The sequence below is a fragment of the Alteromonas antoniana genome (assembly GCF_019249295.1).
In the GTDB taxonomy this organism is placed as follows: Bacteria; Pseudomonadota; Gammaproteobacteria; order Enterobacterales; family Alteromonadaceae; genus Alteromonas; species Alteromonas antoniana.
On the sequence record NZ_JAESDH010000011.1, the window covers coordinates 23,524 to 45,738 of the forward strand.

16 protein-coding genes are annotated in these 22,215 nt (G+C 50.6%); 10 read left to right on the top strand and 6 right to left on the bottom strand.

Going from position 1 to position 22,215, the window contains the following annotated elements; translation table 11 throughout:
• Window positions 1–3: 3 nt before the first annotated feature.
• The 5 genes from JKP77_RS22545 (at window position 4) to JKP77_RS10770 (ending at window position 5,941) form a co-directional block, all read left to right on the top strand.
• Window positions 4–2,898 carry a methyl-accepting chemotaxis protein gene (locus JKP77_RS22545; RefSeq protein ID WP_218311174.1) on the top strand — a complete coding sequence of 965 codons (2,895 nt, stop codon included), beginning with the start codon at window positions 4–6 and terminating at the stop codon, window positions 2,896–2,898.
• 2 nt (window positions 2,899–2,900) lie between these two features.
• Window positions 2,901–3,749 carry a CheR family methyltransferase gene (locus JKP77_RS10755; RefSeq protein ID WP_218311175.1) on the top strand — a complete coding sequence of 283 codons (849 nt, stop codon included), beginning with the start codon at window positions 2,901–2,903 and terminating at the stop codon, window positions 3,747–3,749.
• Entirely contained in the window at window positions 3,746–4,372 is a 627-nt protein-coding gene (gene cheD / locus JKP77_RS10760; RefSeq protein WP_218311176.1) for a chemoreceptor glutamine deamidase CheD, read from the top strand. Before JKP77_RS10755 ends, cheD begins: the two co-directional genes overlap by 4 nt.
• A complete protein-coding gene (locus JKP77_RS10765; protein ID WP_218311177.1) occupies window positions 4,363–5,406 on the top strand; it encodes a protein-glutamate methylesterase/protein-glutamine glutaminase in 1,044 nt (347 codons plus the stop codon). The genes cheD and JKP77_RS10765 overlap by 10 nt, the downstream gene beginning before the upstream one ends.
• A gap of 298 nt (window positions 5,407–5,704) precedes the next feature.
• Window positions 5,705–5,941 (top strand): hypothetical protein, encoded by a 237-nt coding sequence (locus tag JKP77_RS10770; protein ID WP_218311178.1) that lies wholly within the window; start codon window positions 5,705–5,707, stop codon window positions 5,939–5,941.
• 43 nt (window positions 5,942–5,984) lie between these two features.
• Here JKP77_RS10770 and JKP77_RS10775 read toward each other — a convergent pair whose 3' ends face one another.
• From JKP77_RS10775 to JKP77_RS10790, 4 genes are all read right to left on the bottom strand, one after another.
• On the bottom strand, window positions 5,985–6,665 hold the full coding sequence (locus JKP77_RS10775; protein ID WP_218311179.1) for a haloacid dehalogenase type II: 681 nt from the start codon (window positions 6,663–6,665) through the stop codon (window positions 5,985–5,987).
• A 324-nt stretch (window positions 6,666–6,989) separates the two neighbouring features.
• On the bottom strand, window positions 6,990–7,526 hold the full coding sequence (locus JKP77_RS10780; protein WP_218311180.1) for an outer membrane beta-barrel protein: 537 nt from the start codon (window positions 7,524–7,526) through the stop codon (window positions 6,990–6,992).
• Between the two features lie 204 nt (window positions 7,527–7,730).
• The gene (locus JKP77_RS10785) at window positions 7,731–8,267 is read right to left on the bottom strand and encodes an outer membrane beta-barrel protein (RefSeq protein ID WP_218311181.1); all 537 of its coding nucleotides are present in this window, start codon (window positions 8,265–8,267) and stop codon (window positions 7,731–7,733) included.
• Window positions 8,268–8,599: 332 nt separating this feature from the next.
• Window positions 8,600–10,858 carry a TonB-dependent receptor gene (locus JKP77_RS10790; RefSeq protein ID WP_218311182.1) on the bottom strand — a complete coding sequence of 753 codons (2,259 nt, stop codon included), beginning with the start codon at window positions 10,856–10,858 and terminating at the stop codon, window positions 8,600–8,602.
• Window positions 10,859–11,182: 324 nt separating this feature from the next.
• Here JKP77_RS10790 and JKP77_RS10795 point away from each other — a divergent pair, with 324 nt between their 5' ends.
• From JKP77_RS10795 to JKP77_RS10810, 4 genes are all read left to right on the top strand, one after another.
• On the top strand, window positions 11,183–12,208 hold the full coding sequence (locus JKP77_RS10795; RefSeq protein ID WP_218311183.1) for a LacI family DNA-binding transcriptional regulator: 1,026 nt from the start codon (window positions 11,183–11,185) through the stop codon (window positions 12,206–12,208).
• A gap of 72 nt (window positions 12,209–12,280) precedes the next feature.
• Window positions 12,281–13,531 (top strand): MFS transporter, encoded by a 1,251-nt coding sequence (locus JKP77_RS10800; RefSeq protein WP_218311184.1) that lies wholly within the window; start codon window positions 12,281–12,283, stop codon window positions 13,529–13,531.
• Window positions 13,528–15,042 (top strand): alpha,alpha-trehalase TreF, encoded by a 1,515-nt coding sequence (treF, locus tag JKP77_RS10805; RefSeq protein ID WP_218311185.1) that lies wholly within the window; start codon window positions 13,528–13,530, stop codon window positions 15,040–15,042. Before JKP77_RS10800 ends, treF begins: the two co-directional genes overlap by 4 nt.
• Before the next feature lie 136 nt (window positions 15,043–15,178).
• Entirely contained in the window at window positions 15,179–17,557 is a 2,379-nt protein-coding gene (locus JKP77_RS10810; RefSeq protein ID WP_218311186.1) for a carbohydrate binding family 9 domain-containing protein, read from the top strand.
• A gap of 135 nt (window positions 17,558–17,692) precedes the next feature.
• Here the strand turns inward: JKP77_RS10810 and gpmA are convergent, their stop codons facing one another.
• Both gpmA and JKP77_RS10820 read right to left on the bottom strand, forming a co-directional pair.
• Window positions 17,693–18,439 (bottom strand): 2,3-diphosphoglycerate-dependent phosphoglycerate mutase, encoded by a 747-nt coding sequence (gene gpmA / locus JKP77_RS10815; protein ID WP_218311187.1) that lies wholly within the window; start codon window positions 18,437–18,439, stop codon window positions 17,693–17,695.
• Window positions 18,440–18,689: 250 nt separating this feature from the next.
• Window positions 18,690–19,163: a cupin domain-containing protein gene (locus JKP77_RS10820; protein WP_218311188.1), complete on the bottom strand. Its 474-nt coding sequence runs from the start codon at window positions 19,161–19,163 to the stop codon at window positions 18,690–18,692.
• A gap of 265 nt (window positions 19,164–19,428) precedes the next feature.
• On the opposite strand from JKP77_RS10820, the gene acnA reads away from it, so the two are divergent.
• Complete coding sequence (gene acnA, locus JKP77_RS10825; RefSeq protein ID WP_218311189.1) at window positions 19,429–22,140, top strand: aconitate hydratase AcnA; 2,712 nt, start codon at window positions 19,429–19,431, stop codon at window positions 22,138–22,140.
• Window positions 22,141–22,215 lie beyond the last annotated feature (75 nt).

The window sequence follows — 22,215 nt, forward strand, 5'->3', positions numbered from 1 at the left end:
ATCATGAGCGTGTTGAAAATGTTTAGTAAAGAAGCGCTTAATGCGGCGAAAAAACAGGTGTTGTGGCAGTCACAGGCACTGGATCTGTCTACCGCTTGTCTGATGGTGTTGAATGATAAGCGGGAAGTCACCTATATCAACGCTGCAATGCAACGCTTAGTCGCAGCTAACAGTGCGCATTTTCAACATTTCTTTCCTGCAGCTACAGACTTACGGGAAAGTCACTTTGGTCACCTGAGCCAGATGTATCCACAGATCAATGAGGCATTTTTGCGTCCGCAAGACAGGCAGTGTTGTCAATTGTCGTCTCAGGGGCATGTGTTTACGGTGACCATTAACCCGTTGCATGATGAGACGCAGATCATCACCGGCTACCTCGTTGAGTGGTCAGACAATAACAAGGCACAAACTAATACCGCGTTATTAAATGCCTTTTCCCGAGCACAGCTTGTTACCGAGTTTTTGCCAGACGGCACGATTGTCGCAGCGAACGAGTTGTGTCTGCAGAGCACAGGTTATTCCTTGTCCGATCTTAATGGCAAGCCTTACCGTCATCTGCTGACATTTCAGTCAGAACAGCACGAAACCGTGTGGCAGAGGCTACTGGAGGGTGAAACGCTCAGCCTGGAAGTCATCATGATGACAAAACATGGCGAAGCGCGTTGGTTGCAGGCCTCATATATGCCGGTAACTAACGGTGTGGGTGAGGTCGTGCGCATTGTCCAGTTCGCAACAGATATCACTGCGCAAAAACGTGAACAGACCGATTTTGAGGGGCAGATTACTGCGGTAAATAAATCCCAGGCGGTTATCGAGTTTGCACTGGACGGAACCATCCTCAGAGCAAATCAGCAGTTTCTTGATGTGACCGGGTATGCGCAGGATGAGATTGAAGAACAACATCACAGTATGTTTGTTGATGCGCAATACAAAATCAGCCCGCAGTATAACGCGTTCTGGAAAGCGTTGGGTCGCGGCGAGTTCCAGCAAGGTGAGTATAAACGTGTAGCAAAAGATGGCAGTGACATTTGGCTTCACGCCATTTACAACACCGTGCTAGATGAGAACGGTAAGCCCTTCAAGGTAGTAAAAATTGCCAGCGATATAACCGTGCAGAAAGCAAAAAATGCTTATTTTGAGGGGCAGCTAACTGCCATTAACCGCTCACAGGCGGTGATCGAGTTTGATATGAGCGGACATATCATCACCGCGAATGATAACTTTCTGAACACCTTAGGCTATGCACTGGATGATATTGTCGGTAAACATCACCGCATGTTCGTCCCATCGGCACAGCAAAACAGTCCGGAGTACAAGGCGTTTTGGGACAAGCTGCAGGCAGGAGAGTTTGTTTCCGGCGAGTTTAAACGCGTGGGTAAAGACGGCAGTGTTATCTGGATCCAGGCGACCTACAACCCCATATTCGGCATCGATGGAAAGCCTGTACGGGTCGTAAAATATGCTGTCGACATTACCGAAGAAAAGCTGCGCAATGCCTATTTTGAAGGGCAGATAGCAGCGATAGGAAAGTCTCAGGCAGTGATTGAATTTAACCTCGATGGCACAATCCGCTCTGCTAATGATTTGTTTCTGAGCACGGTGGGTTACACACTTGAAGAGGTACAGGGGAAACATCACAGCATCTTTGTTGATGCCGTTTACCGCAACAGCCCGGAGTACAAAGCGTTTTGGGAGCGTCTCAATAATGGGGAGCATGTGAGTGGTGAATTCCGCCGCATTGCAAAAGACGGCAGTGATGTGTTTATTCAGGCTACCTACAGCCCCATTCTGGATCAGGAAGGAAAGCCCTTCCGGGTGGTGAAATACGCCACCGACGTCACTGCCCGCACCGTCGCTATTGATGAAGTGAAAGCCGTGATGGCGCGCATGGCTGCGGGCGACATGACCAGCGAAGTGAATGTCGCGCTGGACGGTGAATTTCAGGCTCTTGGTGAATCAGTTAATCAGTTTATCGAGCAGATGCGCGGCATGATAGGCAGCATCAACGAAGCGGTAGAAACTATTAATACCGCGTCTCATGAAATTGCGACCGGTAACGCTGATTTATCCAGCCGGACTGAGCAACAGGCGTCCAGTCTCGAAGAAACGGCTTCCAGTATGGAGGAACTTACCGGTACGGTTCGACTTAACGCCGAGAACGCTGAACAGGCAAACGGACTGGCCGCGCAGGCATGCTCGGTAGCCGGGGAAGGGGGCGAATTAATACAGCAAGTGGTGACAACCATGAGCGAGATTAACGACTCAGCCCAGGAAATTGCTGACATCATCGGCGTGATTGATGGTATTGCCTTTCAAACTAACATTCTTGCACTCAACGCCGCTGTTGAGGCTGCTCGCGCTGGCGAGCAGGGGCGAGGATTTGCGGTTGTGGCATCTGAAGTACGCACGCTGGCGCAACGCTCAGCAGAAGCTGCGAAGGATATCAAAGCGCTTATCTCTGACTCAGTTGGCAAAATCACTAATGGTAACAAGCTGGTGTCACGTTCCGGTGAAACGATGGGCGAAGTCGTCGTGGCGGTTAAACGGGTGAATGACATCATGTCCGAAATTGCTGCGGCATCCGCAGAGCAGGCCTCGGGAATCGAGGAGGTCAGCAAGGCGGTAGTGCAAATGGATGAAATGACTCAGCAAAACGCGGCCTTGGTTGAAGAGGCTGCTGCGGCGGCTGACAGCCTTCGCCATCAGTCATCACAGCTGGCAGATCAGGTTTCACAGTTTAACGTTTCCGATGCGATGCCAAAGCCCACGAGAAGTAGCACACTGGTTCCGCCTCCGGTAAGAACGGCAACGAAAGAGGCACGTGAAATACTTCCAGTGCCATCTTTCAGAACCGTGAAAGCGGCATCACCGCAAGATGAAGAGTGGGAGGCGTTCTGAGTATGAGTGCTGTCGCTGAAAGCCCGGCAAAGCAGCGTGAATTCGCTTATGAGCCGGAAGATTTTGAAAAGGTCAGACGCTGCCTTCTGCGGAAGGCCGGCATTAAGTTATCAGATTCGAAAGATGCCATGGTATACAGTCGGCTGGTTCGTCGCATTCGCGTACTGGGTATGTCGAGTTTCAGTGATTACCTTAAGCGTGTTGAACAAGACGAGTCTGAAGTTGAACACTTTATCAATGCGCTGACGACAAATCTGACGTCATTTTTTCGTGAGCCCCATCACTTTGACGCGCTTGCCAGGTTTATTGAAAAGCAGGGCGACGGTATCGATACTATCTGGTGTGCAGCCAGCAGTACCGGTGAGGAGCCCTACTCCATTGCCATCGTGGTCGCAGAAATGTATGGCAGCTTCAGGCCGCCAGTAAAAATCATTGCATCGGATATCGACTCGCGTGTACTGGACAAAGCCAGGTCGGGGATCTACCCGGCAGCCTGCATGTCGAAACTCTCACCTGCTCGACAAAAACAGTTCTTCTATCGTGGCAAAGGCGCTAATACCGGCAAAGTACGGGTAGCCGATGAGCTGAGGAATATGGTCAGTTTTCGGAGAATAAACCTGACGGATTCGTCGTGGCAGGTGCCGGATAAACTGGATGTGATTTTTTGCCGCAACGTGATGATTTATTTCGACAAGCCAACACAGCTTCGGATCCTGACAAAGATGGTCTCGAAGATGAAGCCAAACGGATTGTATATAGCCGGGCACTCTGAAAATTTCAATGCACAATCAAACCTGGTGGTGCCGGTAGGAAAAACCATTTATCAGCCAGCGCGCGGGCATGCACAATGACCGTAGCCGACGCAATAGATTCTGGTCCGGTTACCTACTTTGACAGCCGCTTTTCCCGCGATGCGATAAAACTCCTGCCAGGGCAGTATTACGTGGCTTCATCAGACAAGCTTATAGTGACAACGCTGGGATCGTGCATAGCAGCCTGCCTGTACGATCCCGTGCTGGAGATTGGTGGCATGAATCATTTTATGTTGCCTGACACCACGCAACCGGTAACCGATCCAGGCTGTATTGCGACTAAATACGGCGTGCACGCGATGGAAGTGCTGATTAATGATCTGTTGAAGCTGGGAGCAGATAAACGCCGGCTGGTAGCTAAAGTATTTGGCGGCGCCTATATGCTTCCCGGCCTTTCTACACAGGACATCGGTATGGTGAATGCCGATTTTGTGATTCACTTTTTAAAAACCGAGGGGATCCGCCTTGTTGCCAGCGACCTGCTAAATACGTATGCGCGTAAGGTGTACTTTCTGCCGGCACTAGGAAATGTCTATATGAAGAGAATTCGCGAGTTTAATAACAGCACGCTGCTGGACCGTGAGCAGCATCACCGGCTTATCATAAACCGTGAGCCGGTAAACACTTCACCACAGCAGGCAGGGGATCCACTATGGCAATAAAAGTGTTAGTGGTAGATGACAGTGCGTTAATACGGCAACTGCTCAGTGAAATTGTGAATCAGTCGGAGGAACTCACGCTGGTAGGTGCTGCGCCGGATGCGTTTGTAGCGAAAAAGATGGTGATCGAACAGCAGCCTGACGTTATTACATTAGATATCGAAATGCCAAAAGTGGATGGATTACGCTTTCTGGAAGTGTTAATGCAGTCACGTCCTACACCCGTGGTGATGATTTCCACGCTGACCCAACAGGGTGCAGATGCCACTTTGCGCTCGTTAGAATTGGGGGCAGTGGATTTTGTCCCTAAACCGAAGATCGGCGTTGCACAAGGTATTGAAAGTTATCGTCAGTTGATTGTGAGTAAAATTGTCACCGCGTCCCGGGCTCGTCTTTCCCGTTCGGTAGCAAAAACGACAGCAACTGCGCCGCTGCGTTTTTCCGGCACAGAAAAGCTACTGGCGCTAGGTGCCTCTACCGGTGGGACGGAAGCCATAAAGCATATACTTATGCAATTGCCCACCAATGCCCCGGCAACCGTGGTTACCCAGCACATGCCGCCGGGTTTTACCTCTGCGTTTGCACGTCGACTGGATGCATGTTGTCAGGTTAACGTGCTCGAAGCTAAGGGCGGTGAGCGGTTACTGCCAGGAACGGTTTATCTCGCCCCGGGAGATCGTCATTTACGCGTCAGGCGCAGCGGCGCAGATTACCGCACCGAACTGGATGACGGTCCACGTGTTTCCGGACACCGGCCTTCGGTGGATGTACTTTTTAGCTCTCTGGCTGAGGCGGCGGGAAATAATGTCGTTGCCGCGCTGCTTACTGGCATGGGAAGTGATGGTGCTGACGGACTACTGAGGCTCAGGCAACAGGGCGCGGTGACATTTTGTCAGGACGAAGCAAGCTCGGTTGTGTTCGGTATGCCTAAAGTAGCGATAGAAAAGGGCGCGGCAGATCATGTGTGTTCGCTCAATGATATGGCTGAAAGGTTGCTGCAAAGCTTTGCAGAAATGAAAGCGGGCAGTCGCCTGTAGTATCGGCATTTGGAAAATACCGATATTTCAATTCTTTAAGCAACCATATGATAAGTATACTCGGATATACTGTTTCATATTGCCGACAGTGAGTCAGTGACGCGTTGGGTGGTGTGGTCCCGCAACGCTGCGGAAAACTGGCTAAAAATCATTCTTACGTATGGTATCCGGCACCTGAAAACTGAAAATGAAGTGCTATAGTCAATGATACGAAATGACCCGCAAAGTTGGAACGGTTTGTGAACCAGCGCTGCGGATGAAACTTAATACCATAGACTTCTTCGCGTCGGAGGCACTGATGAAAATTCGTAACGTTCTGGCAATAACACTTCTTGTTGCTTCACCTTCTCTACTGGCAAACACATTTCAACCAACACAGGGTGCCTGTAATGGTGTGAGCAAAGAAATTTCCCGTGTTAGTAAAGAATTGAAAGAAACCAAATCTTCCATTCAGGGAGAGTGGCTCAAAAAGCAGCTAAAAGCGCTGGAGAGTAAGAAATCATCTTGCACAACAAAAGGCTTCTCAATTAACTAAGCCATTGTGAGCAGAGGGTAAACTCTGGCGTGACGCGGTCTTGTCAGAGTTTGTCCAGAATTGCAGTAAGTTCCCGCAGCCCTGATACCGAAAAATCCGGAGCTTCAGCGAGGGGATAAGGTACTTTCCCCTGTCGTTTAATAAACGCGGTTTTCATTCCACAGGCCGCCGCTCCGGCAAGATCCCATCCGTGCGCCGCAATCATCATCGCCTCTTTGGCCTGTGTATTCGTCTGTGCTAATGCCCATTTGTACACTTCAGGAAACGGCTTGTAGGTGCGTATCGTCTCCACACTCAGTATTGCGTGAAATAAATGCGCGATGTTGGCGTTCGCCAATTGCTGGTGAAGTCCTTCTTCCGATGAATTGGACAGCGCTACCAGTGTGTAACCGCGGTTCCTGAGCTCACTAAGCCCGGTAATAACATCATCATGAGGTGGCAGAGAGGACATGGGAGTCGTGATAATATCCCGCGCCTGCTCAAGTGATATCGTTTTTCCTTCACTCGCCGCGACCATTACCAGCGCTGCGGCTCCGATTTCAGAAAACGCGTTAAACTTACCTCTCGCCATCTCCACCAGAGAGTGGTGAAGCAAGGTAGAAAACCACACCGGCACCAGAGTGTCATTGCCATCGAGTGCAGCGGCTATAGCAGATTTTACTGCCTGCATGTCGAGTAAGGTTTCATTCACATCGAAGATCAGAACGGGGGATGAAAGAGGCATAACGTTTCCTTATTAAACGCAACACGGTTAATAACCATAAAGCGTAGCTCAAGATCATTTTCATCCGGGATGACGTCTGGGGCAGACGCGCGTTTATACTTGTCGAGGTGATGGAGAGAACAGACTTACTTTGATGTGTATCGAAATACCATTGAGTTGTTATTCCGCGACTGGTAAACAAGACAGCCCGCTTTGCGAAAGTTTATTACCCAGAAGGCAGAAAATGGACTTATATCGCTGTCGCGGGCTGATTCAGAGACGTTCAGGCTCTTTCTTAGCAAAGACGCGTTGTGAATATCATTGGTTGCGTCTTATTAAGACCTGTTAAAAGTGATAGCGGACGCCTGCGCTTATCACGTCAGTCTCGTCAAAACGCTCGTAGCTGACTTCAAACGAATATTGCTCATTAGCTCGCGCGATAAGTCCGGCACCTACGCCGAAATCCCACTCATCGTCAGAAGCCGATTCACCATACAATGAAACCTCAACATCAAGGTTTGCATAGACAGGTTGTACGAAGACAGAAACGGAATCACTGATTTCATATTGTCCGCGAACGCTTAATGCTGTGAAGGTTTTAATTTCCACTGTCGCGCTAAGGCCCATGTCTCCATACCACAGCACGAAATCATCGTCCTTTACGCCGGTGCCGATGCGCAGTTCAGGCATCACCGAAAATTTAGAATTCGGGTACTCATATTTGTAGCCTACGCCGGCGGTGACCGCGCCCATACTGATATCAATACCGTCGGTATCATCAGAGAAGTTGTTGTACGAGGCAGACAGATTCCAGTCAGCCAGGGCAGAGGATGAGAACGCCAGTGTCAGCGCAGCAGCTAATGCTTTATAGGATACTTTCATGTGTATTTCCTTTAACTACAGGCGGGTGTTTCCGCCAATTCCTTTATGGAGTGCCTTTTTCATTGTCGGTTGAGATGACAAATTCAGACCAGCACCGTCAGGTGCGGGATTACATTCTAATTTCCGATAGTCGTCAAGCGCTACACGAAATCAGATAGTTACCAGATGTAACAGCTCACTTGCCGCCTGCTTTCAGCGCAAATGTTAAAAGTGATAACGAAACCCTGCACTTACTACGTCTGTGTCATCAAAGCGCTCGTAGCTGACTTCAAACGAGAATTGCTCATTGGCTCGCGCGATAAGTCCGGCGCCTACGCCGAAATCCCACTCATCGTCAGAAGCCGATTCTCCAAGAGCACTCACTTCGACGTCGAGGTTTGCATAAGCCGGTTGAACAAAAACAGAGACTGAATCATTGATCTCATACTGCCCGCGTAGACTCAGCGCAGTATAAGTTTTTATTTCAACTGTAATAATACCGGCATCCGCTATTCCAAAGTCCCCTTCGTCATCTTTTACGCCGGTGCCGATACGTAATTCCGGCATAAAAGAGAAGCGTGAATCCGAGTAAGTATATTCGTAACCGATGCCTACAGTCGCAGCACCTAAACTTATATCGCGAATGTACTCAGCATCGCCTGAAAACTGGTTGTAAGCAGCGGAGACGCTCCAGTCAGCCATGGCAGAAGATGAGAAAGCCAGCGTCAGTGCGGCAGCAAGCGCTTTATGTGATAATTTCATGTGTGTTTCCTTTACTAACAGGCGAGTCAATTCGCCAATTCCTTTGGTATACCTTGATATTTCATCTTAGGAAATGATGATAAATAGCAGGCATGTGGGGTCAATAATTAGATACGACTAAGCAGTTGCCGTCAAGATAGGCCAGAGACAGTTGGGTCGCAGAGGTAGCAACAGGGACGGTACCATCTTTCTTCCAGACATATACTGTGAGAGCATCGCTGTGATTGAGGAGAACTGACTGTTAAAGCACCGTTGTTGCTATTCGCGGCAGGAAAAATCCAGTGAATAAAAAAGAGAGCCGATTGGCTCTCTTTAAGGCAGAGCGGTGGTTATCAGAACCACTGATAGGACACACTCAGTTTGATGCTGCGAGGCATGATGTAGCGTCCGTTTGGTGCATCAGGATTACGCGGGTCGCCCTCTGTAATGCCTTGCTCGTCGGTCAGGTTGTCCACAGACAACTGCACGCGCAAATTGTCGGTCGGGTCCAGCGTAACGCCCACGTCGACTTTCTCATACCCTTCCAGAACCACGGTGTTTTCGTTGTTACCGAAACGATCGTCTACCGCAGACAGCGTTGCATAGACCGAGCCATACATACCGTTGCTGGTTTCAAAGCCATAGCTTGGCGTCATGCGCACTTGCCAGCCTGGCTGACGCTGTGCCTCGTTGCCTTCGTTGGTGGCACTGGCAGTAATTTCCGTTTCCTGGAATGTGGCATTCAGGTTCAGCGCAAACCCGGAATCGTGCTCGTAGTTACCATCCAGCTCAATACCGTAGGCTTCGTTTGTCAGAATTTCGGCTGGTGCGCCTGGCCTGCGTACGAAAGTGTCACCTTTTACCTCGTTCATAAAGGCGGTAGCGAAGAAACGGATATTGTCATCCATAAACTTGTAGCCCAACTCGCCCTGAGTGACTTCTTTAATCAACTCGTTACCGCCGGTATAGGCGCCCCAGTTATCACGAAAATCATCGAAGTAAGGCATTTTGTAGCCGCGGTTCATGCGCACAAAAACACCGCTGAAATCGTTTAAGGCGTAGTTTGCGCCAAGCGTCCAGGAGGTTTTGGTTTCATCATAGCTCAGCGCTTTGGTGATTTGCCCATCCAGCCCCTCATCCACCGAGTAGTTCACTTCGTGGTTTTCGCGGCGAAGGCCTAAGTCAACGCTAAGGTCTGCGGTAGCGTACCAAGTGGCTGTTGCATAGGTGGCAAAGGTGGAGGCATCGCCTACTGAATTGATATCATAACCCCAGCCACAGCCCTCATCACTGGCATTACATTCGATGCCGTCAAGCATTTCGCCGCCCGGTGTCAGAACATGGTATGCCTGATTGCCAATGCTCCACCAGTCTTCGGCTTTGGTCGTGGCTGTATACAAGCCCACCGCCACGTCGATGGAATCAAATTGTTTGGAAATGGCCAGGTCATTGGTGAACGACTCTATGTCTTTTAACACCACCCAGCGGCCAATCTGCTGAATGGGGGTATTGCCACCATAAGTGGTGCCAGTCACACTGCCGGTGGCGCTCTCGCCATTATCGGCAACGTCTGCAACCGTGGTGGCAGCGCCGTCCGGTACCAGACCAAAGGTATTGGCTTCCCCTTTGGTGAGGTTAAAGCGATCTACGATCCGCCATCCGTCAGCCAGGTCCAGCTTCAGACTACCGCCACTAACGTGGCCATCCCAGCCACGACCATTACCAAAATCAAATGCCTGCGATGTATTGTCAGGACCATAAGAAATAGTTGCCTGACGGTTCAGTGGCCCGATTTGTGTGTATTCAGCATCAATGCCATCAACATTCAGTGGTGTGGGCAAATACCAGGTACCGTGATCGTCGGTTTGACGGGTGTACAGGTTTAGCTCACCGTTATTAAATTCTTTGGTAATGTTTACCGTAAACTGATTGCCTTCTTCCGATTGAAAGCCCGCATCACGTATGCCAGGTGAGCTTTTGATATAGCCGCCCACCATATAATAGAGATCATCATCAAGTGCGCCACTTGCGACGACATCAACACGGTTCAGGCCGTAATCCGAGGTGGTATATTTAGCCAGCGCCTCTGTGGATTCACCGCCTCGTTTTAAGCGAAAGTTGGTGGTAAGGCCGGGTTGGCCGTTACTGACAACCGGGTTAGGGCCGCCACGCAAGCCTTCTACCATCTCGATGGTTTCATCAATACGGAAAAGCTGCGAGTTCTCCAGAAAAGACAGTGTAGGTGCCGGATAAATAGGTGAGCCTTCCAGCGATATCGTCAGAAAGGGCGCATCACCGCCGCCGGGGAAGCCTCGAACAAATACGTTGGCACCGGATTCACCGCCAGAGCTTTCTACCCATACGCCCGGGATGGCTTTAAACAGGTCGGCCGTAGATTTCGGGGCCAGTCGCTCAATGTCACTGGCATCAATGTTGGTAACAGCAAAGCTGGCGTCTATCTTTCGGATCCCGGCGCCGCCAGGTGTACCACTCACCACGATAACTTCAGTATTTTCTTTGGTAGGTTTTACTTCCTGCGCCATCACAACCTGACTGGTGAGTGCGGTGGCTATAGCACTGGCGAGTAACCGTTTTGAGAACCGCGTATTCATAGAGTGCTCCTGATTATTGAACAAGGGAGTTGTTAACTGAATGACGATATCTGGTTAATTTTTTGTCTTGCCATCCAGCGGTGGGAGACAAATTAGATCGGTTTGCAATCGATTGCAATAGTAAAATGCAAACGATTGCAAAAAAGTGAAAATAAAATGTTAATGGCGTTCGCGCGTGCAAACACTGGAAGTTGTGCCGCCTGATAGTGTGAAAACCTCGTCGCTGTTGCATGAAGGTGGTTTTTGGTCGAAGGAATAATTGGCTCTTCGGATACGATGCGGTAGGCTTCAGACAGACTTACGAAATTTTAATATAGTGAAAGTGTGAAATCAGACGCAAAATTCACCCTGGCAGATCTTGCACAACTGGCCGGCGTTTCCACCTCTACCGCATCAAGGGCACTGAAAAACAACCCGCTGATCAAGCAGGCTACGCGGGAGAAAGTGCAGTCACTGGCCAGAGAACATAATTACAGCGTAAATGCCGCGGCAAGCCGCTTACGCACGCAAAAAACGAACGTCATTGCTGTTATCCTCAATCTTATTGATGACACCGAGCAGAGCATTTCAGACCCTTTTTTGCTGAAGATTGTTGCAGAGCTCAATAAAGCGCTAAACGCCGCCGGTTACGAACTGTTGTTGTCGAACTCGTTTATGGCCAGCGATGACTGGGCGAATTATTTTATCACCAGCCAGCGCGCCGACGGTCTCATTGTCGTGGGACAGGGTAAAAGTAATGAGAAGATAGACAAAGCCGCAGCAGCAGGCGTGCCGCTGGTGGTATGGGGCGAGCCAACTACCCCATCGTCTTATCCGATCATTGGCGGAAACAATCGTCGTGGTGGCTACCTTGCTACTACGCACCTGATCGAGGGTGGCTGTAAACACATTCTGTTTTTAGGCGATCCTGATCACGCCGAAATGACCGAGCGGCATGCCGGTTACGAGCAGGCATTGCGTGAACATGGACTCACGCCAGACCCTGCACTGACAAAGCCCATCGATATCACGTCAAAAGCAGCCTACGACTGCATTAACGATACGGTGCGCCAGCACGGACTTAATTTCGACGGCATTGTGTGTATCAGCGATATGCTGGCGCTGGGTGCCCTGAAAGCGCTGAAAGAGCGCTACGTCAATATTCCCGCAGATGTCAGTATTGTCGGCTATGATGATATTACGCTGGCTGAGCTGATGCATCCGTCTATCACCACGATCAGGCAGGATACTCAACAGGCTGCACAAAAGATGGTGTCGCAGTTATTAAAGCAGTTTGAAGGCCAGCCTACCGGCTCTGATACGGTGGATATTTCGCTACAGGTTCGCCGTTCAACACGTGCAGAAAATTAACTTTGCAAACGATTGCATTTTTATCTGACGCGGGCTAGACTCCGGCAAAAGTTAGTTAACAGAGTGTTACAAATGCCTCGTTTACTCATCATTGCGGCGATTGCAGCCAGTTACTTTGTTTTTGCTATTCTGCTTAACAGCGTTGGCACGGTGATTCTACAGTCCATTAACAGTTTCGATATTTCAAAGCCAGATGCCAGTACGCTGGAAGGCTTTAAAGATCTGTCGATTGCGGCTGTCTCTTTTCTGGTGGCATCTTTTATCCCGCGAGTGGGCTATAAGCTGGCTATGCTGGCCGGACTGGTGCTGGTGGGTGTGTTGTGTGTAGTCACGCCTGTTATCAGTGAGTTCTGGGTAATCAAGCTGCTTTTCGCCGGAGTCGGTACGGCTTTTGCGCTGGTGAAAGTCTCGGTTTACGCCATTATCGGGCAGCTCTCATCATCTACCCGCGAACATTCATCGTTGATGAACATTGTGGAAGGTATTTTCATGTTAGGCGTGCTGTCCGGTTACTGGATTTTCAGCGCGTTTATCGACCCGGCTGACAGCGCCAACTTAGCCTGGATGAATGTGTATTATCTGCTGGCGGCGTTGTGTTTGTTTATCGCTTTGTTGGTTCTGTTTGCGCCTATCGCCAAACCCGGACTGGATGAACAGGAAGATACCCCGGCGCAGGCTTTTATGGCGATGCTGAAGCTGGCATACCGTCCTCTGGTGTTGATTTTTGTTTTGTCGGTATTCCTTTACGTGCTTATCGAGCAGGGTATTGGTACCTGGTTGCCTACATTTAACCGCGAGGTGCTGGGGCTGCCGGTAAATATCAGTATTCAGATAACCAGTGTGTTTGCCGTGTCGCTGGCTGTGGGCCGGCTTCTGGCTGGCGGAATACTGCGAAAGGTCAGCTGGTATCCGTTTATTAATACATGTCTGGTTGGAATGGCGGCAATTATGCTGCTGAGTCTTCCGCTGGCAGAACGCGTACCTGCAGGCAGTGTCGTCGGGCTCGCAGACGCGCCTCTGGCGGCGTTTCTTATTCCGCTGATTGGTCTGATGATGGCGCCAATCTATCCGGTGATTAACTCGGTCATGCTAAGCGCGTTACCTAAAGTTCAGCAAGCACCGATGACAGGGCTGATTGTGGTGTTCTCGGCGCTGGGCGGCACTACCGGCTCAGTTATCACCGGATTTATCTTTGATTCAATGGGCGGCCAGCGAGCGTTCTCACTGGCGTTAGTGCCTATCGCCGGCATGCTCATCACTCTGTTCTTTTTCAGGCGCGTTTCCGCGCCACTATTGCAGCAACCGGCAGGAGCATCGGTGTGACTGAGCAACCTTTTTCCTTATGGCGTGAAACCCTGCCGTTCTTTGAGTCTGAATTGTTCCAACGGGTGCAGTTGGAGGAGCTGTTTAGCGACAGCAAAACCTTTGCTGACGCCTCTCCGAAATCCGACTGGGCTACGGTAGATGCCAGTTATCAGAAAGCGCGCCACGAGGATGGGTTTTCACTACGCGGGTTTGTTGAAGACAACTTTACGTTGCCCGCGCCCGTCGAGCTGACATCTTCTGCGCGCCATGCCAATGCAGAGGCCTATATTCAGCAAATGTGGGATGTGCTTAGCCAGAAACCGGACAGCACCAGCCTCTCCAGTCTGATCCCCATGCCTGAGCCCTATATAGTGCCGGGCGGGCGTTTTCGGGAAATCTATTATTGGGACAGTTATTTCACGTCACTCGGGCTGAAGCTCAGCGGACGCGTCGACATGGTGGTTTCGATGATCGAGAACTTTCTGGCTATACAGCAGGATGTCGGCTGTATCCCGAACGGTAATCGGGCTTACTATGTATCACGAAGCCAGCCCCCTGTGCTTGGCTTACTTTATCAACTGGTGGCGTCAGACATACAGGATCACAGTTTTCATCAACGATGCCGTGAAGGGATCCGCCGGGAATATGAATTCTGGATGGATGGTGCTGATACTGTTTCCGCCGGCGATGCCAGACGACGCGTGGTCGGTATGCCTGATGGCAGCCTGTTAAACCGGTACTTTGATGATGCAATGACGCCAAGACCAGAGTCATATGTTGAGGATATTGAGTCGGCGTCTGGTATTGAAGACAAGCCGCGCTTTTTTCAGGATTTACGCGCTGCCTGTGAATCTGGCTGGGACTTCAGCTCCCGCTGGTTTGATGACAGTGACAGTCTGGCGCGTATCTGCACATCGAACATTGTTCCTGTTGATCTCAATGCCTTGCTGTTTGCGGTTGAGCGTTTACTGGCGTCACTGTATCGCGAGGACACGACGCTGGCGACGCAGTATGAACAGGCCGCTGTACGACGAAAATCCGCAATAAATCGCTATCTCTGGAATGAAGAACATTGTTTCTTCTTCGACTGGCATCGACATAAGCAGGTCAATACCCGTGTTTGGTCGCTGGCGGCAACCGTCCCGTTGTTTACATCGCTTGCGTCTGCTACACAGGCGAAAACCGTTAGTCAGCACCTGAAAAAATTCATAGCGCCAGGCGGGCTGGTGACCACTCTTACATCCACCTCACAACAATGGGATTCACCCAATGGATGGGCGCCGCTGCAATGGTTTGCTATAGCGGGGCTGAACAACTATGGCTACCAGACACAAGCTCGTGACATTGCGACGCGTTGGGTTCACTGTGTCGATACCTATTTTGAAAAGCATCATGCCATTTTGGAGAAGTATGATGTTTTACAACCTGGTACGGCCGCTGGCGGAGGCGAATACGATGTCCAGCTGGGCTTCGGCTGGACCAACGGCATCTACCTGAAATGTCTGGAGTTCATCAGACAAAGCGGGTGATTATCCGGGCTTAATGCCAGTGAGCCATTTACCTCCTGTAAACGCACTATTTAGTAACTCTGTCGAGTAACACCTGAGACTTTTCCTGTTTATGGCACAATCCGCGGCGCTAAAATAACAAGAAACAGGTAATACTATGTACCAGCGCATTGCCGCGGCACTTCTCCTGGGATGGGGAGGGTTTGCCAGCGCCGTTGCGGGTGTGGATGAGCCAGAGCAGACAACGCCCCCCACAGAGCAAAAGCAAGAAACACCGTCCAGCAAGCCATTTGGTATGAACGAGGACACCGCGACTTTCATCCCGTTTATTGAGGGTGACATGCGCGTGGATGGCACCCTCGATGAGTCGCAGTGGCTTAAAGCTAACCGCCTTTCACTGGGATTTGTGACGCGTCCATTTGAAAACACCGCCGCACCAGTAAAAACCGATGTGCTGATATTCGAAGATGGCGACAATCTGCATATTGCGTTTATTGCCAGCGATCCGGATCCTGCTGCTATCAGCGCTTTTTATCGGGATCGCGACCGTATCTGGAGTGACGACTTAGTCGGCGTCAAGCTGGATACGTTTAATAACGAGCGGCTTGCCTATCAGTTTTTTGTCAATCCGCTGGGCGTTCAGGCTGACGCGATTGAAAACGAGATGACCGGCAACGAAAGCGACAGCTGGAACGCCATTTGGGAGTCTGCCGGAAAAATTACTGACACCGGTTATGTGGTGGAAATGGCCATACCCCTTCGCACACTGAATTTCAAAGAAGGTGAGCGAAGCAAGACCTGGGGCGCGGAGTTCGTGCGTTTTTATCCCAGAGAAGACCGCTTACGACTGTCGAATCTGCCGCTGGACAGAAATAATGCCTGTATGCTCTGCCAGATGGGCGATGTGGAAGGTTTCGAGTCTGCCACGCAAAGCAACAACCTGGCAATCGTGCCGACGATAGTGCTGGGTAAAGGCAAGTCCCGGGATCCGTTTGAAACGCGCGAGTGGGACGATACCGAAGCCAAAGAGCTGGGACTGGATATCAAGTGGGGCATTACGCCGCAGGTGTCGTTGCAGGCAACGCTTAATCCGGACTTCTCACAGGTGGAGGCAGACGTAGCGCAGGTCAGTATCAACAATACCTTTTCATTGTATTTTGATGAGCGCAGGCCTTTCTTCGTCGAAAACGCGGGGTATTTTTCAACAAACCAGACGCTGGTCTACACGCGCAATATCGCGACGCCGGATTACGGTGCCAAGCTAACCGGCCAGCTGGGCGATCACACCTTTGGCGCGTTTGTGGCAGACGATCAGGTAACCCGCTTTATCGTGCCGGGTAATTTAAGTTCCAGCGTGGCAGAAATTAATAGTGAGACGGTAAATGCCGCGTTTCGCTACCGTTACGACGTTAGTAACGATTTGTCTATCGGTATGGTGTCGACGCTGCGAGATGCTGATGAGTACCATAACTACGTAAGTGGCGTGGATGCCAAGTATCGTATTACGCCGCAGGACACCCTGCGGGCGCAGTATGTGATATCTGATACCCAATACCCGTTCACGCTTTATCAGGATTTTTGCGATAACGACTGCATCAGCAGCGAGGACTCCAGCGAAACGGCAATTCGCACGCGTCATGACGAGGCGTTTACCGGGTCCTCCTGGCGGGTAAATTACATTCATGAAGAGCGCGACTGGTTTGTGCGTGCTGACCATTATGCCAACGATAGCGATTTTCGTGCCGACCTCGGCTTTGAAACCAAAGCGGACTTTCACAAATCTGTTTTTGGTGGCGGCTATATGTGGTGGAACGACAAAAGCTGGTGGAACCGAATTCGCATTAACGGCGACTGGGACATCTCACACAACGACAATGGTGAGCTGCTAGAGCGGGAACTGGAAGCGTATATCAGTATTCGGGGCACTATGCAGTCATTTGTTGAGTTAGGTCATGTAAAGCGCGAGCGGGTGGGTTTGCGTTTTGATCCGTCTGTGCTCATGGTGGATGGAAACACTTCGCTGTTCGAAGAGTCCTCAACCAGTTTTTATGTCGAGTCACGACCCAGCCCTTTCGTTTTTTTCAATACGTTTGTTCGTAGCGGCGATCAAATCGACTTTGCCAACAACCGGTTAGGCGAGCAGCTCTACACCGAATCGCAGCTGGATATGAATCTTGGGAAGCACACGCAAGTGCGTCTTCGCCATACCTACAGCGACTTAGACGTGGAAGATGTGCAGTTATTTACCGCGCGTCTGAGCGATATCCGGGTGACGTATCAGTTCGATCCGCGTCAGTTTGTCAGACTGATAGCAGCTTACACTAACATCCACCGCAACCCGGATAATTATGACGCTGAGGTTGAGCCGCTTACGCGGTCTTTTGGCCTTCAGTTGTTGTATTCGTATAAGGTCAATCCACTCACCAAGTTCTTTGTCGGCGTAGCCAGCTCGGGAATACAGGAAGCGCCGCTTCAGGAACTTACCGAATCTGAAAAATCAGTATTTATGAAGTTAAGCTATGCGTGGTTGCAGTAGTGCGAAAACCGAAAAAACGTCAGGCGAGCCTGACGGCAATCTGACGTAAAACGATGAGATAATAAAAAAGGGCCCTTGCGGCCCTTTTTTTGGATGTGTCGTACTGCGCGATAAGGCGCTGCAAAGAAGACTGCGTTACTTCTTGCTGCCTTGCTTGGCTACCGCATCCATCATTTCTTTGATGGCATCAGCGTCACCAAGGTACTCTTTTGAAATTGGCTTCATATTCTCATCCAGCTCGTACACTAAAGGCACGCCGGTAGGAATGTTCAGGCTCAGTACGTCTTCGTCAGACATGCCATCAAGATACTTCACCAGAGCACGCAGGCTGTTACCGTGCGCAGCGATGATAATGCGCTTGCCGTCCTGGATCGCAGGGCGGATTTGATCATGCCAGTAAGGCAGTACACGCTCAATGGTTAGCTTGAGGCTTTCACCACGCGGCAGGATGTCCTGATCGACATGGCTGTAGCGGCGGTCATGACCCGGGAAATGCTCGCTGTCGTCGTCGACAAACGGAGGCGGTACATCAAAACTGCGACGCCAGATTTTCACCTGCTCTTCGCCATGCTTTTCTGCTGTCTCTGCTTTATCCAGACCAGTAAGACCACCGTAATGACGCTCGTTCAGCCGCCAGTGACGCTCTACCGGAATATAGTGCTGACCCATTTCTTCCAGCGCGATGTTCAGGGTTTTGATTGCGCGCAGCAGCACAGAGGTGTACGCCAGGTCAAATTCAAAGCCAGCTTCTTTCATCAGTTTGCCGGCGGTAGTAGCCTGTGCTACACCGGTGTCAGTCAAGTCGACGTCGTGCCAGCCAGTGAATCGGTTTTCCAGATTCCACTGACTTTCTCCATGACGAATAAGTACCAGTTTATACATAGTTGAGATACCCGTTGGTATGAGTTGAATGAAAATGTGCAGAATGCATCGCAGCGTTTGGCATCAACGCGGATGATAAGTTGGCCTTATCATCCTTGATCACACGCTAAAAATCCAGCGCAGACGAGGAGATAATACCAGCTGAAAACGTAATTCAGATCAGAATGGTGGTATGGAAACAACGCCGCGCAGACAGGGTGAAGCTACCGTGTCTGCGTTGTAAGGATGTCATGTCTCAAGTTACAGCAACTTACAGAAAACGCTGCATTTGTGGATGTGCGACTTCGATCCAGGCAGACAGCGATGGCTCATCAATAAAGCTGAAATCAGCAAAATCAAACCCCGGTGCTACCGAGCATCCTACCAGAGAATAGTCGCCGGCGGATTCCGCTGCCTGGAAATAACCAGCGGGCACTACGCAGGCGTAGTCATCCTCTTCGCCTCCAAGACGGGATTCTTTTAATTGCTGTTGCTGGATCTGATAGAGGCGTAGCGGCGCACCTTCATAGTGGTTCCAGATTTCATCATGCAGTACCCGGTGAAAGCGACTGACCTGGCCCTCCAGCAGCAGAAAATAAATGTGAGTGAGCGCAGGCCGCTCTTCGCCATGTGCATGGGATCGCACCGTGTAACTGGAACTGAAAATTTGTCGATAGTAACCGCCCTCAGGATGTGGTTGAAGGTGTAGTTTATCGATGAGAGGGTGTTGCTTCTTCCAGGCCATAGCGCATTGTTATTGTTTCCATAACGAAAAGCATAGCGTGATCGCGGTATGGATGAAACCGAATGTTAAAATATTGTTGACCAGCTTAGAAGGTAAATACCCAAACTCAAACTGAACGGCTATAAACGTATTCAAACCTTCATCAGAATCTGGGGTGAACTTTTTTGCCATTTTGTTTCGTATACACCTGATAAAAATACGGCTATTGCGCGGGCGATCCTGCCCGAACGCATCAACAGGCAAATATCAAAAGGACGGTGAACGCGTGAAATATCAATCCTATTCTCAGCTCAGCGTAGGTGGCAAAGACTATCAGGCCATCAGTTTCGACAAGGTAGCTCAGAACTATGACCTCGGGCGCCTCCCATTCTGCATTAAAATCCTCCTTGAAAACCTGCTTCGGCACGAAAACGAGGAGTTCGTAGACAGCGCAGATATCGATCATGTCGCTAAATGGGATACCAGTGACGACGCCGAACAGGAAATCTCCTTTGTTCCGGCACGGGTTATTTTGCAGGACTTTACCGGTGTACCGGCGATTGTAGACCTGGCCGCGATGCGGGATGCAGTTGATACGCTGGGCGGTGATGCTCAGGCTATCAATCCTCTTAATCCGGTGGAACTGGTTATCGACCACTCCGTAATGGTGGACTATTTCGCCGAAGAAGACGCATTTGACAAAAATACGGACGTTGAAATTCAGCGTAACCGTGAACGCTATCAGTTCCTGAAATGGGGACAATCTTCTTTTGATAATTTTAAAGTGGTACCGCCAGGTCGCGGTATCGTGCATCAGGTGAATCTGGAATATCTGGCGCGTTGCGCTTTCACCAAGCAAGATGGCGACACCACCTATGTTTACCCTGACACGCTGGTGGGAACCGATTCCCATACCACTATGATAAATGGTCTGGGGATCCTCGGCTGGGGCGTAGGCGGCATTGAGGCTGAAGCTGCAATGCTGGGTCAGCCTGTCACAATGCTGCTTCCAAAAGTGGTCGGATTCCGTCTGACCGGAAAGCTTCCGGCGGGTGTCACGGCAACGGACATGGTGCTGACGATTACCGAACAGCTGCGAAACCACGGTGTAGTGGGTAAGTTCGTAGAATTCTTCGGGCCGGGTCTGAAACACCTGACAACTGCCGATCGCGCCACCATTGCGAACATGGCACCAGAGTATGGTGCCACTTGCGGTATTTTCCCGATTGATGAAGTCGCACTGGATTACCTGAAGCTGACTGGCCGTAGCGATGAGCAGATTGAGCTGGTAGAAAGCTACGCGAAATCAGCCAACCTGTGGCATGACGACCATACTAAAGATGCGACTTACCACGAGACACTGGAGCTGGATTTAAGCGACGTTGTACCGTCGATTGCCGGTCCCAAGCGTCCACAGGATCGTATTCCACTGGCACAGGCCGCTGGCGCATTCACAGACTGGTATCAGTCGCAGCTGGATGTGAAAGTGCTGGATGAAGAGAAAGACTTTGTGGCTGAAGGCGGCGCAACGCCCGAGTTGGACGAAGAGCATGATTCGTATGTGGAATTCCGTGGTAATAAATTTAATTTAGAAGATGGCGCTATTGTCATCGCAGCAATTACCAGCTGTACCAACACCTCAAACCCTTCCGTGCTGGTTGGTGCCGGTCTGGTCGCGAAAAAAGCTGTGGAACTTGGGCTGGTCCGTAAGCCTTGGGTGAAAACGTCTCTGGCGCCCGGATCGCAGGTGGTGACGCAGTATCTGGAAGATGCCGGACTGATGGAACCATTGGAAGCACTGGGCTTCAACCTGGTGGGATACGGCTGTACTACCTGTATTGGTAACTCTGGCCCGCTACCGGACGAAATAAGCGATGCCGTTCGCAAGGCCAAACTAACCGTGACATCTGTACTGTCCGGAAACCGTAATTTCGAAGGGCGTATTCACCCTGATGTTGCCGCCAACTATCTGGCTTCGCCGCCGTTGGTTGTCGCGTATGCGCTGGCCGGTAATATGAAAATAGACATCACTACCGAGCCTCTGGGTCAGAGTAAAGACGGAAAACCTGTCTATCTGAAAGATATCTGGCCGACGGAAGATGAAATACAGTCAATGGTGCGTGAGTTTGTATCCGGCGATTTATTTAAAGCCAAGTACGCCGATGTGTTCAAAGGCAATGAGATCTGGAATAACCTGGATGTCTCCTCAACATCTGTTTATGACTGGCCGGACTCTACTTACATCAAGCACCCGCCTTTCTTCCAGGGCATGGGAGAGAAGCCGGAAGCGATTCAGGGCATCGAAAAAGCGCGCTGTCTGGTGAAAGTGGGGGACTCGATAACTACTGATCACATTTCCCCGGCCGGCGCGATTGCCCCGGAAAGCCCTGCCGGCGAATACCTGCAGGAACAGGGTGTCGACCCGAGCGACTTTAACTCCTATGGTTCACGCCGTGGTAATCACGAAGTGATGATGCGCGGTACGTTTGCCAATGTCAGGCTGAAAAATCAGCTGGCACCGGGCACGACGGGCAGTGCGACAACGCACTATCCCAGCGGCGATCCGATGTCTATCTTCCACGCGGCGATGCGCTATAAGGATGATGGCATTGCGGCCGTAGTTGTTGGCGGTAAGGAATACGGTACCGGCTCCAGTCGTGATTGGGCTGCAAAAGGCCCAGCGTTGATGGGTGTGCGCGCGGTAATGGCTGAAAGCTATGAACGCATCCACCGCTCTAACCTGATTGGTATGGGCATATTACCATTGCAGTTTAAGGCGGGAGACAGTGCGTCATCACTGGAGATCGGCGGCGACGAAAGTTTCTCTATCGGCGCGGTGTCTAAAGGTCAGAAAGAAGTTGAAGTGGTGATAACGTCAGACGACGGTGAGACCAAGAAGGTGATGATGGATGTGCGCATCGACACTGCTAATGAGTTCACCTACTTTGAACATGGCGGCATATTGCATTATGTGATCCGAGAGTACCTCAAGAAATAACGTCCTTGTTAAGGAAGATGTGACGATAGAATTATTCGCATCTTCCTCAATCGTCTATAAAAAACCGGATAACGT